Origin of the sequence: Paraburkholderia sp. BR10937 (assembly GCF_040965695.1) — a bacterium.
Classification (GTDB): Bacteria; Pseudomonadota; Gammaproteobacteria; order Burkholderiales; family Burkholderiaceae; genus Paraburkholderia.
Map to the genome: position 1 here is coordinate 52,678 of NZ_JBFRCL010000008.1, position 13,308 is coordinate 65,985.

A 13,308-nucleotide genomic window follows, 5' to 3' on the forward strand; every position below is an offset into this window, starting at 1 on the left:
GAAGCTGGCGCGGTTGAGCGCGACGATTTACGTTGCAGCGCACAAAGCCACAGCGCGGGAAAGCACGAGTAAAAGTTCGTTATCCAGAATATTTGGATCATTTCAAGGAGCGGAGCAGGCAATGAAAGTACTTGTACCAGTCAAACGCGTCGTCGATGCAAACGTGAGAGTGCGCGTGAAAGCGGACGGCAGCGGTGCGGATACCGCGAACGTGAAGTTTTCGATGAACCCCTTCGACGAGATCGGGGTGGAAGAGGCCGTTCGCCTGAAAGAGGCCGGCGCCGCGACGGAAGTGGTTGCGGTGTCCTGCGGCGTGCAGGGCTGCCAGGAAACGCTGCGCACGGCGATGGCGACTGGCGCCGACCGCGGCATCCTCGTCGAAACCGATGTGGAGTTACAGCCACTCGCTGTCGCCAAGCTTCTGAAGGCGCTGGTGGACAAGGAGCAGCCGCAACTGGTGATGCTCGGCAAGCAGGCCATCGACGACGACGCGAACCAGGTCGGCCAGATGCTGGCTGCGCTGCTTGACTGGCCGCAGGCGACGTTCGCCTCGAAGGTCGAAATCGGCGACGGCAAGGCTGTCGTGACGCGCGAGATCGACGGCGGGCTGGAGACGATCGAGGTCGACCTGCCCGCGGTCATTACCACCGATCTTCGTCTGAATACGCCGCGCTACGCGAGCCTGCCCAACATCATGAAGGCGAAGAAGAAGCCGCTCGACGTGGTCAAGCCCGACGCGCTGGGCGTGGACGTCGCGCCGCGACTGGAAACACTGAAGGTAGCCGAACCGCCGAAGCGCGAACCCGGCGTGCGCGTGGCCGACGCCGCGGAGCTCGTGGCGAAGTTGCGCAACGTGGCCCAAGTGATCTGATACGCCAAGGAAAAGGAACCAGAAATGACAGTCCTCGTAATTGCAGAGCACGACAATCAGGTGCTCAAGGCAGCGACCCTGAACGCTGTGACCGCCGCCGCGCGTCTCTCAGACGACATCCATGTTCTCGTGGCCGGATCGCAATGCGCGAACGTGGCCGAACAGGCGGCGCGCGTCGCCGGTGTGACCCGCGTGCGCATCGCCGATGCTGCCCATTACGGCCATGCGCTGGCCGAAAATCTTGCGGCGCTCGTCGTGAACGTCGCTCCTGAATATAGCCACGTGCTGGCGCCGGCCACCACGACCGCGAAGAACGTGATGCCCCGCGTTGCCGCACTGCTCGACGTCGCACAAGTCTCGGACATCATTGCCGTGGAATCCGCCGATACGTTCGTGCGCCCCATCTACGCGGGCAACATTCTCGCGACCGTGCGCAGTGCCGACCGCATCAAGGTCATTACCGTGCGCACGACGGCCTTCGAGGCCGCGAGCGCGCAAGGCGGCGACGCTGCCGTCGAGCCGCTGGAGGCAGCACCCGAAGTGCCTCGGGCCCGTTTCGTGAGCCAGCAACTGACGCGCTCCGAGCGGCCTGAGCTGACCTCCGCGCGACGTGTGGTTTCCGGAGGACGGGGGATGGCCTCCGGCGATAACTTTGCACTGCTTGAAGATATCGCCGGAAAGCTTGGCGCAGCGGTGGGCGCTTCGCGCGCGGCGGTGGATGCCGGCTTCGTGCCCAACGACTATCAGGTGGGGCAGACCGGCAAGGTGATCGCGCCGCAACTCTACGTTGCGGTGGGTATTTCGGGTGCGATCCAGCATCTGGCAGGCATGAAGGACTCGAAGGTGATCGTCGCGATCAACAAGGATGAGGAAGCGCCGATTTTCCAGGTCTGCGATTACTGGATCGTCGGCGACCTGTTCAAGGTTCTGCCCGAACTCTCGCGCGAACTGGACACACTGCAGCAAGGCTGACAAAGGAGCCGACCATGACGACCTATATTGCCCCGCTGCGCGACATGCGCTTTGTGATGACCGAGCTGGCTGGCCTCGACTCGATCTCGGCATTGCCCGGTTTCGATGACGTCTCGCCGGAACTCGCCGATGCGGTGCTCGACGAGGCGGCGAAGTTTGCGACCGAAGTGCTCGACCCGCTCAACAAGCCCGGCGACGCGCAGGGTGCGCGTTTGACGAAACATGGCGTGGCTTCGGCGGAGGGATTCCCGCAGGCCTATGCGCAATACGTTTCCGGCGGCTGGTGCGGCCTCGCCGGCGACCCGGAATTCGGCGGACAGGGCTTGCCGGAGCTGATGCACGCGGCCGTGGTCGAGATGTGGAATTCGTCGAACATGGCATTCGCGCTGTGCCCGATGCTCACCGCCGGCGCAACGGAAGCGATTCGCCTGCACGGCTCGCAGCCGCTGAAGGAGCGCTATTTGCCGAAGCTCGTGAGCGGCGAATGGACCGGCACGATGAACCTGACCGAGCCGCAGGCCGGCTCGGACCTCGCGGCCGTCCGAACGAAAGCCGAGCCCGATGGGGAGCGCTATCGTATTCGCGGCCAGAAGATATTCATCACGTGGGGCGATCACGACATGACGGACAACGTGATCCACCTCGTGCTCGCGCGCCTGCCTGACGCGCCAGAAGGCGTGCGCGGCATTTCGCTCTTCCTCGTGCCCAAGTTCCTGCTGAACGAAGACGGCTCGCTTGGCGAGCGCAATGACGTGCGCTGCATCTCTCTCGAGCACAAACTTGGCATTCATGCGAGCCCGACTTGCGTGATGAGCTTCGGCGAAAACGATGGCGCGATCGGTTACCTGGTCGGCCAGCAGAACAAGGGCCTGGCGCACATGTTCACGATGATGAACGAAGCGCGTCAGAAGGTGGGCATCCAGGGCCTCGCGATGGCGGAGCGCGCCTGGCAGCAGGCCCGCGAATACGCGAAGGAACGCGTGCAAGGGCGTCTCGCGAGCGGCAAATCGCCCAACGCGGTCGCGATCGTGCATCACCCGGACGTGCGCCGCATGCTGATGACGATGAAGGCGCAGGTCGAAGCGATGCGTGCCTTTGCCTACGTCATGGCAAGCGACATGGACCGCGCGCACCGGCATCCCGACGGCGACGAGCGCGTGCGTCACCAGGCTCGCATCGATCTGCTGATTCCGGTGCTCAAGGGCTGGTGTACCGAACTCGGTGTCGAGATCGCGTCGATGGGCGTACAGGTGCATGGCGGCATGGGCTACATCGAAGAAACGGGCGCTTGCCAGTTCCTGCGCGACGCGCGGATCGCGACGATCTACGAAGGCACGACCGGCATTCAGGCGGCAGACCTGGCCGGCCGCAAGCTGGCGTCCGATCGCGGCATGGCGATGGCGGCGCTGATTGCGCAGATGCGCGAGATCCTGCCCGCACTGGAGCGCAACACCGATGCGCAAGTCGTATCGATCTGCACGCGTTTTGCCGCCGCCGTTCAGGCGCTCGAGGACGCCACCGCCTGGATGCTGGGCGCGTTCGCTAAAGACGCCGATGAAGGACTCGGCAGTTCGGCGGATTACCTGATGCTCGTGGGCTATGTGTGCGGCGGCTGGCAGATGGCGCGCGCAGCCGAGGTGGCGTCGCAGAAGCTGGCGGCGCATGAAGATCCGGAGTTCTATCAAGCGAAGCTCGCCACCGCACGGTTCTACGCGGAAAAGATCCTGCCCAAGGCCTGTGCGTTGCTGGAGGCGATCAAAGTGGGCACATCGGGCGCGGTCGTTATTGAACAGCTGTAAAGCCGGTTGGACGGAATTTTCTGAAATCTCCGTTGCGATCAATTCGGAATCCAAATCAAAAATGAAAGTGAAGAAATTCGTATGTCTCGCCCTGATACCCGGGGCGATTTGTAGTAGCGCGATGGCCCAGAGTGCGGGCAGCCTCATTACCAGCGTGGGTGGGGCGTGGCTCGACTTTGGGCAATCGTCGGCGACTCCCATGACGAGCACCACGGCGTTCGGCACCTATACTTCGCCGGGCACGGGCGGGCAGATTCACAATACGTTCACCGCCGAACTCTCGATGACGTATTTCGTCACCGACCACATCGCGCTCGATCTGGCGAGCGGCATACCGCCCAAGCTCAAGCTCTATGCGCAGGGCAGGGTGACGCCGGTCGGGCCGAGCGGTCCGGGGCTCGACCTGGGCAACCTGCAGCCGCTCGCCACCACGCGCTCGTGGCCGCCGATCCTCTTCGTGAAATATTACCTTGGGGATGCCCAGTCGAAATTCCGGCCGTTCGCGGGCGTGGGCGTGAACTACACGTGGTATTCACACACCGAACTCAACTCGACTTTTAGCGGCGCATTGCAGCAGTTCGCAGGGCCGGGCAGCCATGTCGAGAGTTCGTTGAGTCCGTCCTGGAATCCGGCGTTCAACGTGGGCGCCTCGTACAACTTCAGCAAGAACTGGTACGCTACGGCGTCGGTAACGTATTTGCCGCTCAAGACGAATGCGACAGTGACAGCCTATGCCGCCAATGGACAACCTGCGCTCACGAACAAGACGCGAATTACTGCGAATCCCTGGATTACGTTCGTGGGGGTCGGATACCGCTTCTGACCGATCTCAATGCGCGACGCGTTCGGGCTGGGCACCTCGCGCACCTTGCATCGGTACGGATAAGCCGCTAACACCATTGTGCAATTGAGTCGGGCACCGCTTTGCGCTTAAGCTTTCTCTCTGGAAGGCCACGGCACCGAGCCAGCGAGCCGATTGTCCAAGGAGAAGATAGTCGTGAAGATCTCTCATCTGCCTCGATGCGTCGCGTTCGGCGCGGCCTTCGTCTCGAATGCGATTTACGCGCAGGAGATCGGCGCCAGCCTCGATTGCCATCTCGGTCCCCACACGTTCATCGAGCAGCTGGTCAACGAAAAGGCGATCGATCCGATACCCATGAAAGTGTCGGCCAACTCGGTCAACGCGTATCGACTCAAGCCGAACCAGAATTTGACTGCGCTAGGGTTCAAAGTGCGGGCTGTCTTTGGTTTCTCCCCGAACGACGAGATGTTCACCCAGAAAATCAGCGCAGGTGAAACGCCCCATCGGGTCTATGGTGTCGTCGTAATGGCAGGCAAAGAGGCGGTTAGCGACCGCGTTCGTGAAGCCGGAAGTCCGGCGACAGTGAGGGAAGTCATGCCGCTCGTCATGACAGCGGTCGTTTGTGAACAGTAGCTCGTCTTCAAGCACCTCATGCCCCGTGAATCATTCCGGCTTGAAAGTCAGAATGACGGGTGACACTCGAAGGTCAACTCCGTTCCTTGTTCTTGCAACTCGCGCCCGCTTCGGATGAGATCGAAACTGGCGCTAACCTGCATGCCACGTTGTGCGCAGTAGTCACTAGCGGTGCTCACAGCCTTTCGATATGCGCCCGCCCACGACAGTCGGGCGCCGCGTGTACTCGCGGTGACGGTAAACACATTCGGCTTGTCGGTAGCGGTGACACCCGATGTGCTCGCGCAGGCCGCCACTGATAGGACACAGGCGGCAAGCGACAAGCACACGAGCGGCCTTTGCAGACCGCTCCGGGTGATACCCAAAAAGTGAAGGTTGCTCACAGCGACTGCTCAGATGCGACGGTCGCAGACGGCGCATCGGCAATGTTGGCTCCGCGCTGCGCGAGAATCTTGACAATAAAGTCCCAAGCCATTAACAAAGCGCCCGCAGCGAACACGATGTCACCTGGCATGCGCATCCACTGCCAGAAGGTGGTGGTGCTGTAGAACTCGAGGCTTCGCGCATACGCATAGCCGTGCGTGTAAGCCGCTAGCAGTTGCGGCCAGCCAACCGGGTAGAAGTTCATCACGATCCACATCACGAGGCCGGTGTTGTAGAGCCAGAATGCCCACACACCGCAGCGATCGCTCCATTCGCGATGGCCGTTCAGATAGCGCAAGACCATGTAGATCAGACCAATCGCGAGCAGCCCGAAGGCTCCGAACATCGACGTATGCGCGTGGTTCAACGTGAGGAAGGTGCCATGCTCGTAATAGTTGACCAGCGGCGCATTGAGCGTGCCGCCGCCGAACACCCCTGCGCCGACGAAATTCCAGAATGCGGAGCCGAGAATGTAGAGATAGGCAAGCCGATACGGGAAATCCTTTTCGTGCTGGATGTGACGCTGCTGCTCGATGGCTTCCAGCACCAGCAGGAAGAGCGGCAAGACCTCGAGGAACGAGAACATGCTGCCAAAGCTCACCCAGAGACTCGGTTCGCCTGCCCAGTACATATGATGGCCAGTACCGAGCACACCGCCGACCATAATGAGGATCCATTCGAACAGCACGGCGCGTTCCACCATCTGCCGCGACACCAGTTCGAGCGCCATGAGGAAATAGCCTGTTACCGCTGCCGCGAATAACTCGAAGGCAAGCTCGACCCAGAGGTGCACTACCCACCAGCGCCAGAAGTCGGTGATCGAGAAAGAGGGGTTGGGTGAGCCGAACGGAATCATGCCAAACACGTAGAGCACCGTGACGCTCAGCGTGGCGCCCCAAAGAAGATGCTCGATCCGGAAAAGGCCGTAGAGCGATCCGCCGCTTTGCTTGAACAGCGTCTTGAGTGTGGGCCAGAACGCACGCAGCAATACCACACACCATACGACGAGGCCGGCAAAGAAGAGAACTTGCCAGAAGCGGCCCAGCTCCAGATAAGACAGTCCCTGGTTGCCGAACCAGAACCAGTGTGCCTCGATCACGCCCATCACACCGAGGTAATCGCCGATCAGCGCCCCAGCCACGATCACCAGGAGTACCCAGAAAATGAGATTGACCAACCCCCGCTGCCCGGCAGGTTCGCGCTTGCCGATCAACGGCGCGAGGAAGAGGCCCCCAGCGATCCAGCTAACGCCGATCCAGACGATCGGGGCCTGCAGGTGGACGCTGCGCAGTGCGGCAAACGGCAGCCATTTATCCACCTCGATGCCGTAGAAGCTGGTGCGATCGGTGTAGTAGTGCGCCATGATCGAACCCGCGAGGATCTGTACCAGCAGGACAGCGGCCACCACCAGGAAATACTTCCAGAGCGCACGTTGACTTGGCGTGGGTTCCTTGAAGCCTCGCAGCACCGGATCGAACGTTTCATTCGAGGCCTTGGGCTCGATCCAGAGGCGAAAGATCATCAGGATCGCGCCGATCGCGAAAAATATCATCGTGAACGAAATCCACGTCCACTGGAACGTGGCAGCAGTGGGCGAGTTGCCGACCAGCGGCTCGGGTGGCCAGTTGACTGTCCATGAATAGTCCTTGCCCGGGCGGCGCGCGACGGTCGTGAGCGACGAATACAGGATGAAGCTCGCGGTTTGCGTTGCTGAGGTCGCGTCGAGTGAACGTGCCCCCGTATAGCCTTGCGCAAAATTGTCGCGGAGCAGCGCTGCGCTGATGCGTGGCCGCAACGTCTGAATCGCCTGTGCGACGCTGTCCGGAAGCACAATCTGCTGCTGACTCAGATCGATGCCCTGAAGTTGCGCCTGCATCGTGCGCGTGACGCTTGCCTGCTCATCGACCGTCGCGGCATCAAACGATTTACCGTAGCGAGATAACGCCAGATAGTTTCGCACCTCCTTCGCCAGCTCGACGAGGTACTTCGCGGTGAAGTCTTCACCAAAGTAGGACCCCATGCCATACAGGCTGCCGAAATCCATGAGATCCGCTTGCTGAAATCCTGACTTGCCCGCGACGATGTCGGCGTAGTTCATCACCGGTGCGCCGTTGGGTGCGACCATCTGCTGCGGCAGAGGCGCTACCTGCTGATAGGTGGCGCGCGTTGCCAGGATCATTCCCACCCAGCAGAGCGCGGTGACGACGATGAAAACCCAGATCAGGACCCGGCTCGTGCGATCTTGCGGACAGCGATTGCCCGCAGTGAGCGGCTTTGCATTCATGGTTCCATTCCTTCGCGAAATGCCCGAGCGCAGTCTTCGGCGATCGAATACTCGTTTGCGTTTTCCGAGTATCAATCCTTAGCGGCTGCCAAGTGGCGGATTGGATAGATCTGGAGTACAAGTGATGAGGAGTGCAAATGCAGGTGACAGGCAATTGACCTCCAGCGCCGCGAGCGCCGTGCAGCACGCGGAGCGGATACCATCATGTCGCAATTGCGAAAACAAGAAAATCGTACCAACGGCTCGCGTAGGTCCCCAGAAGGGTAGTGGGGTCATACATGTGTATGTTGGGAGTCGTTCTGGGTTAGAAAATCGCGTTGCACGTTTCAGTGCGGTTGCGCCGGTACGATTCAGGCGCACACGTGGGGCAACATCAGGCTTGGGCACTTTCTGGCGCCAGGCAAGTCATCTCGCTGAACGGAATCGTCTACTATTCCATTGAGACTTACCGGATCGAGGCATATCCATGTTCGACGTCCCACTCCTCCATATTGAAGACGACGTGCTTTTTAGCTACCAGATCGGAGGCCGCGTGCATCAGATACAGGTCACGGGTCAATGTCTCTCGGCTATCTTCCGGTCCGATGGCAGTCAGGAGGGCAACGAGATTTCCGTGCGCGAGAACGCTGAACAGATTCTGCGCGTGGCTTCCGACAAGGTTCTGCGGGGCGCACTCTCGCCGGTGCGTGTGAACGCGACAGATTTTTGATTGCGTCGGATACGGCGTCTCGCGTCACTGCGTACCCCGGGCCGACTATCTGCGGCAGGCTCACGCCACCTGCAAATCACTCGTGTTGTAGAGAACCAGTTGATCGTTCTTACTGGATTCAGCAAAACTGCCTTTTAGATGTTCAACCCACGTTCTCACCTTGGCGTCGAGAAACATCTTCGACGCAAAGAGTGCGTAGATGTCAACGTGTTCAAACTGGCAGGCAGGCAGTATGTGCACGAGGCGTCCATCGCGGAACGCATCAACGGCTGCATGCAGCGGCAGCAAACCCACTCCCATCCCAAGTTCGAGGGCATTGGCAAGCGAAGATTGCGAACTGATGCACAGCCCGGGTTGCAGGGAAACCGTTTCGCAGCCGTTTGACCCTTGCGACGTCAATTCAACGCTGTCCGACCACGTGGGGGCGAGACAAACGAGACTATGGTTCGAAAGGTCGGCGAGCCGGTTGATCATCGGATGCACGTCGAGATAGTTTGGAGACGCGCACATCACGCTGTACGACCTGCCAAGACGCGTACCGATGAGCGAAGAATCGCGCAGCACCTCGGTCGCCACGACGGCCATGTCGAATTCGCCGGCGAGAAGGTTGACCGGAGAGTCCGATAGCGTCAGTCCAACCTGCACGGACGGGTGCCGCTCCCGATAGGATCTCACTGCAGGCACCAGATAGTGCTGCGCAAGCGATTGGGAGGCGTGAACCCTAAGGCAGCCTGTGGGACTGATGTGAATCGATTTGGCTTCAGCTTCTGCCTCGTCCAGCGCTTCGAGAATGGAGTGGCACCGCGCCAGATAGCGTTTGCCGGCGGGCGTCAAGGCGATCCGCCGCGTCGTGCGATGTAAGAGCCGTGTGGCTAGATGCTGTTCGAGGTCGAAAATGAGCCGCGAGACTGAACCCGTACTCATGTTCAGTTCCCGAGCCGCCGACGTATAGCTTGCGCCATCGGCCACACGCTCAAAAATTCGCATGCTTTTCAACAAATCCATAATCGTTTCTCCGCTCCGGATTTCGGTCAGGACCTCGATGAGGACACTGTCGAAAGTCCGAACCACCCATGTCGACTAGTACCGAATAAAAGGTAACGTAGTGGCGATCCGGTGACAAATGTGGGATTGGATGCGGAGATCACGTGATAGGCCAGGTGAATCATACGTTCGTATAACCTTACGGGATGAAGGTTCGCTGCTGTGCAGCGACTTCCCACCAGGCGGAAGGAAACGCCCTTTGTCGCCCTTTGCCGTGGCGCGTGCAGACCGGATTTTCGGGCGTGAATGGCACGCTCAGACCATCCAGGCCGTGGGGGCAGAGATATTCTCACGGTACAGGACCGTCGCATTTGCCACTACGGGGCGCGCGTGCAGTGACTGTCCTGAGGCCGCGCCGGGTCTGCGTTGGACCGCATCAAAGTTGCTACCGGTGCGGGAGAGAGAGATGCATACTGAGCCGCTTTCGGCCGTTAAGAAAATGGACACTGCGGATGATCTGGTCGCGATGGTATACGTGATCGACGACGACGAAGCGATGCGCATTGCGCTCGTTGACCTCCTGTATTCAATCGGGCTACGCGCCCAGGCGTTCCCGTCCTGCCGCGAATTTTCCGCATTCCATAAGGCGGACGTACCGAGTTGCCTGATTCTGGACGTCAGGTTGCACGGTGAGACTGGGCTGGCATTCCAGGATGAACTCGTGAAGAGCGGTATTCGGATGCCAATCATCTTCATGACCGGGTATGGCGACGTCGCCATGTCAGTGAAGGCGATGAAAGCCGGTGCAGTGGACTTTCTCCCTAAACCTTTCCGCGAGCAGGACATGCTGGACGCGGTCACCAATGCACTGACATGCGATAGCGAACGGCTCGCGGCTCAACGGGCGCTCGCCGCGCTACGTGCCTCCTACACTTCATTGAAGCCTCGGGAGCAGCAGGTGATGCTGTACGTCGTGGACGGCCTGATGAACAAGGAAATCGCCAGCGAGCTGAACCTCAGCGAAATCACCGTCAAGATTCATCGTGCTCAAGTCATGAGAAAAATGGCCGCGCGCTCGGTCGCGGATCTCGTCAGAATGACTGCGGCGCTCGGGATAGAGACGCCCAAAGGCAAGCCTGCATGGGAGGCTTGGGACGCGCAGGAAAACTATTGATCTCCATCCCTTTCAGCGGCATTTCGGGCGGCCGTGCCACTCGCATCGGTGCCGCTGCGCATACGCAATTGCTGCGGTGTAACGCCCATCCTTCTGCGCACCACGCGGGTAAAGTGCGACGCATCCGCGAAGCCAGCGCGGCGCCCAATTTCACCCACCGTCACCCGCGAGAATATCTTCGATTCGAGCATCCGCAGCGCGCAATTCATCCTTGCATCGAGCAGCTGATCGGCGAAGGTCTGCTGGCATCCCGCCAGCGCTCGATGTAGTGTGCGCACCGAGATGCCGAGCGAGTCAGCGACGGCTTCGGCGGTCAGACCATGCTCGTGGCAGCGCTGGACGAGGCAGTCGCTCACACGATCCCGCAACGATCGCTCGGCAGGCTTGCTGTGCGGCTCCTGACCGCTCGTCTCATGGGCGATGAGCGCCAGCAGGGCACCCACCTGGTCGGCGAGCACGCTGTGCGGGATGGGCGCGTTCGCAACCGCATCAGGCAACAGCTGGACCAGGTAGGCGGCAAGGGCGGCGCCCCAGTTGGAATTACCCGGAATGCGCCGGCCAACAAGAGAGCCAACGTCGGGAATCCAGCGTTTGAGCCACTCGACGGGAATGCCGATGTTGAGAAATTCGTACCAACGCACCAGATCAATGCCGCAATTGAGGTCCGAATCGACGAGTACGAGGTCGCCGGGCGCGAGGCGCAGATCGTTGCGATGTGAGACGTGATAGGTGTTATTCAGGCTCATCATCAGGTGATACTGGCGCTGGCCGCTGCGCGCCAGTTCGCTGCGTCCCCGGCCGCAGGTGTGCGGAGTGCCCGACTGCCGCACGACCGTCAGCGGCCCGCAGGCCACCGCAGTCATGCTCGCTTCAAACTCGCGTGGATTGCTTGCCCGGACATACAGGGGAATCATTGCCGAGGTCAGCACATCCGCCCAGACATCGAGGCGCTGGGGGGCGGGCAGGTCACGGGTCGACCACCGCGCGACCTCTGCAATTCCACTGCCGTTCATAAGCGAATCCTCTGGGTTGGGTGGAAAAAGGGCTGCCACGCCGCTGCAAGAAGTATAGGCGCTGGCCCCGACGAGGTTGCGTACCGGATTGCGGCGTTGTAGCGAAATCCTTAATACACGATCGCAAGGAAAGGCTAAGGCTGACGTAAGGCATGATTCAGCCACCGCTCCAGCTCGTCGGGGTCCATCGGCTTTTCGAGCAAGGCAAACGCGCCGGTTGCCAGAACTTCGGCGCGCAGAGAGGTAGTTGGATCCGCGGTGACGAAAACGACAGGAGGCGCGAATCCCAACTCCAGGAGGCGGCTATACATCGCCAGCCCGGACATACCCGGCATTTTGATGTCCGAAATGAGGAATACCGTGTTGTGAACGTCCTCTGACTCCAGGAATCTCTCCGCGGAATCGAATGCCCTCACGATCCACCCGAATGCTTGCACGAGGCGCGCAGTCGCTGAGCGGAAAGGCTCATTGTCATCGACGATGGAAACGACCTGAGGCGCATGCATGCAGCGATCCCTCGATTTGCTTTGCTCAGCGAACGCTACGCAATCGTGCATCGGTACCAGGCTGCAAGCCAAGCGATGAAGATTGTTCGTTGGTGTAATCGGCTTACACCAAAGTATGACTCGCCTGGCACGTCGTATGGGCAGCGTTGGTGCATACCATCGCGACTTCGCCCGCTGAATTGCTGTCCGTTCGATTCTCCCACCGTCGAGTTGATCACGGTACGGGAAAATCGGGCGGATTAGTGCGTAGATAGTGAGTGACCGGCAATTCCGGTGGTGGTGAAATTGTCCACGAGTTGAACAGTTCGTGTGGAATCCACAGACTCATGGAACAGACACTTGCACAACAATCGTTCGAAACGATTGTCTATGAGCAGCGCAACGCTGCCGCTGTCATCACGCTGAATCGCCCCGAGGTCCTCAATGCGCTGAACCAGAAAGCCATCCGTGAATTGAAAGCTGCATTCGAATGCGCGCGGGACGATGCGCGCATTGGCGGCGTCATCGTGACCGGTGCAGGCGATCGTGCATTCATTGCGGGAGCGGACATCGGCGAACTGGCCGCCGCAACGCCTGTCGAGGCCGTGCATGCAGCACGCGCCGGGCAGGCTTTACTCGATCTCGCGGAAAACCTGGGCAAGCCTGTCATCGCGGCAGTCAATGGTCTCGCGCTCGGCGGTGGATGTGAAACGGCGTTGGCGTGCACGATCCGGCTGGCAACCCCTAGCGCGAGATTCGGACAGCCCGAGATCAAGCTGGGTCTCATTCCCGGCTTCGGCGGAACGCAGCGCCTTCCTCGCGTGGTCGGCAAGAGCGTTGCCCTGCAACTCATCCTCACGGGCGAAATGATTCCGGCAGAAGAAGCACTGCGCATCGGGCTCGTGAGCGAAATCGTCGAGCCATCGAAATTGATCGACCGCGCGCAAGAGATCCTCGCGAGGATCAACGCGAATGCGCCGCTTTCGGTGCGCCATGCGATCGCGGCCGTCAACCGCGGTCTCGATGGCTCGCTCTCCGAGGGGCTTGCGCTCGAAGCGGCCTTGTTCGGGGTATGTGCCTCCACCGACGACAAGACGGAAGGCACGAAAGCGTTCCTGGAAAAACGGCCTCCGAAGTTCACAGGTCGATAAAACGCGGC

12 protein-coding genes are annotated in these 13,308 nt (G+C 60.3%); 8 read left to right on the top strand and 4 right to left on the bottom strand.

Features of this window, described 5'->3' with window-relative positions; all coding sequences use genetic code 11:
- Positions 1-121: 121 nt before the first annotated feature.
- The 5 genes from AB4Y44_RS08995 to AB4Y44_RS09015 all read left to right on the top strand — a co-directional run bounded on the left by AB4Y44_RS08995 (position 122) and on the right by AB4Y44_RS09015 (position 5,077).
- Complete coding sequence (locus AB4Y44_RS08995; protein WP_342920819.1) at positions 122-871, top strand: electron transfer flavoprotein subunit beta/FixA family protein; 750 nt, start codon at positions 122-124, stop codon at positions 869-871.
- A 24-nt stretch (positions 872-895) separates the two neighbouring features.
- Positions 896-1,843 carry an FAD-binding protein gene (locus AB4Y44_RS09000; protein ID WP_342920818.1) on the top strand — a complete coding sequence of 316 codons (948 nt, stop codon included), beginning with the start codon at positions 896-898 and terminating at the stop codon, positions 1,841-1,843.
- A 14-nt stretch (positions 1,844-1,857) separates the two neighbouring features.
- Positions 1,858-3,642 (top strand): acyl-CoA dehydrogenase C-terminal domain-containing protein, encoded by a 1,785-nt coding sequence (locus tag AB4Y44_RS09005; protein ID WP_368699271.1) that lies wholly within the window; start codon positions 1,858-1,860, stop codon positions 3,640-3,642.
- Between the two features lie 199 nt (positions 3,643-3,841).
- Positions 3,842-4,465, top strand: coding sequence for an OmpW family protein (locus AB4Y44_RS09010; protein WP_246089235.1), 624 nt, complete (start codon positions 3,842-3,844; stop codon positions 4,463-4,465).
- A 174-nt stretch (positions 4,466-4,639) separates the two neighbouring features.
- Positions 4,640-5,077, top strand: coding sequence for a hypothetical protein (locus AB4Y44_RS09015; RefSeq protein ID WP_342920816.1), 438 nt, complete (start codon positions 4,640-4,642; stop codon positions 5,075-5,077).
- Positions 5,078-5,456: 379 nt separating this feature from the next.
- On the opposite strand, the gene AB4Y44_RS09020 is transcribed toward AB4Y44_RS09015, so the two are convergent.
- The gene (locus tag AB4Y44_RS09020; RefSeq protein WP_368699272.1) at positions 5,457-7,784 is read right to left on the bottom strand and encodes a nitric-oxide reductase large subunit; all 2,328 of its coding nucleotides are present in this window, start codon (positions 7,782-7,784) and stop codon (positions 5,457-5,459) included.
- 466 nt (positions 7,785-8,250) lie between these two features.
- Between AB4Y44_RS09020 and AB4Y44_RS09025 the strand changes: the two genes are divergently transcribed.
- Complete coding sequence (locus AB4Y44_RS09025) at positions 8,251-8,493, top strand: hypothetical protein (RefSeq protein ID WP_342920814.1); 243 nt, start codon at positions 8,251-8,253, stop codon at positions 8,491-8,493.
- 60 nt (positions 8,494-8,553) lie between these two features.
- Here the strand turns inward: AB4Y44_RS09025 and AB4Y44_RS09030 are convergent, their stop codons facing one another.
- The gene (locus AB4Y44_RS09030; RefSeq protein ID WP_342920813.1) at positions 8,554-9,498 is read right to left on the bottom strand and encodes a LysR family transcriptional regulator; all 945 of its coding nucleotides are present in this window, start codon (positions 9,496-9,498) and stop codon (positions 8,554-8,556) included.
- Between the two features lie 445 nt (positions 9,499-9,943).
- Between AB4Y44_RS09030 and AB4Y44_RS09035 the strand changes: the two genes are divergently transcribed.
- Positions 9,944-10,651, top strand: a complete 708-nt coding sequence (locus AB4Y44_RS09035) for a response regulator (RefSeq protein ID WP_342920812.1) — start codon at positions 9,944-9,946, stop codon at positions 10,649-10,651.
- On the opposite strand, the gene AB4Y44_RS09040 is transcribed toward AB4Y44_RS09035, so the two are convergent.
- Together AB4Y44_RS09040 and AB4Y44_RS09045 are read right to left on the bottom strand one after the other, a co-directional pair.
- Positions 10,645-11,664, bottom strand: coding sequence for an AraC family transcriptional regulator (locus tag AB4Y44_RS09040; protein WP_342920811.1), 1,020 nt, complete (start codon positions 11,662-11,664; stop codon positions 10,645-10,647). The genes AB4Y44_RS09035 and AB4Y44_RS09040 overlap by 7 nt on opposite strands.
- A 134-nt stretch (positions 11,665-11,798) precedes the next feature.
- Complete coding sequence (locus tag AB4Y44_RS09045) at positions 11,799-12,170, bottom strand: response regulator (protein ID WP_342920810.1); 372 nt, start codon at positions 12,168-12,170, stop codon at positions 11,799-11,801.
- A 257-nt stretch (positions 12,171-12,427) separates the two neighbouring features.
- Between AB4Y44_RS09045 and AB4Y44_RS09050 the strand changes: the two genes are divergently transcribed.
- Positions 12,428-13,300 (top strand): enoyl-CoA hydratase-related protein, encoded by an 873-nt coding sequence (locus AB4Y44_RS09050; RefSeq protein WP_342920809.1) that lies wholly within the window; start codon positions 12,428-12,430, stop codon positions 13,298-13,300.
- The last annotated feature ends 8 nt before the right edge of the window (positions 13,301-13,308 follow it).

Coding starts and splice junctions, on each gene's coding strand:
- AB4Y44_RS09010 (WP_246089235.1), top strand. CDS start 3,842: ATGACGAGCACCACGGCGTTCGGCACCTATACTTCGCCGGGCACGGGC.
- AB4Y44_RS09000 (WP_342920818.1), top strand. CDS start 896: ATGACAGTCCTCGTAATTGCAGAGCACGACAATCAGGTGCTCAAGGCA.
- AB4Y44_RS08995 (WP_342920819.1), top strand. CDS start 122: ATGAAAGTACTTGTACCAGTCAAACGCGTCGTCGATGCAAACGTGAGA.
- AB4Y44_RS09035 (WP_342920812.1), top strand. CDS start 9,944: ATGCATACTGAGCCGCTTTCGGCCGTTAAGAAAATGGACACTGCGGAT.
- AB4Y44_RS09030 (WP_342920813.1), bottom strand. CDS start 9,498: ATGGATTTGTTGAAAAGCATGCGAATTTTTGAGCGTGTGGCCGATGGC.
- AB4Y44_RS09045 (WP_342920810.1), bottom strand. CDS start 12,170: ATGCATGCGCCTCAGGTCGTTTCCATCGTCGATGACAATGAGCCTTTC.
- AB4Y44_RS09025 (WP_342920814.1), top strand. CDS start 8,251: ATGTTCGACGTCCCACTCCTCCATATTGAAGACGACGTGCTTTTTAGC.
- AB4Y44_RS09005 (WP_368699271.1), top strand. CDS start 1,858: ATGACGACCTATATTGCCCCGCTGCGCGACATGCGCTTTGTGATGACC.
- AB4Y44_RS09020 (WP_368699272.1), bottom strand. CDS start 7,784: ATGAATGCAAAGCCGCTCACTGCGGGCAATCGCTGTCCGCAAGATCGC.
- AB4Y44_RS09040 (WP_342920811.1), bottom strand. CDS start 11,664: ATGAACGGCAGTGGAATTGCAGAGGTCGCGCGGTGGTCGACCCGTGAC.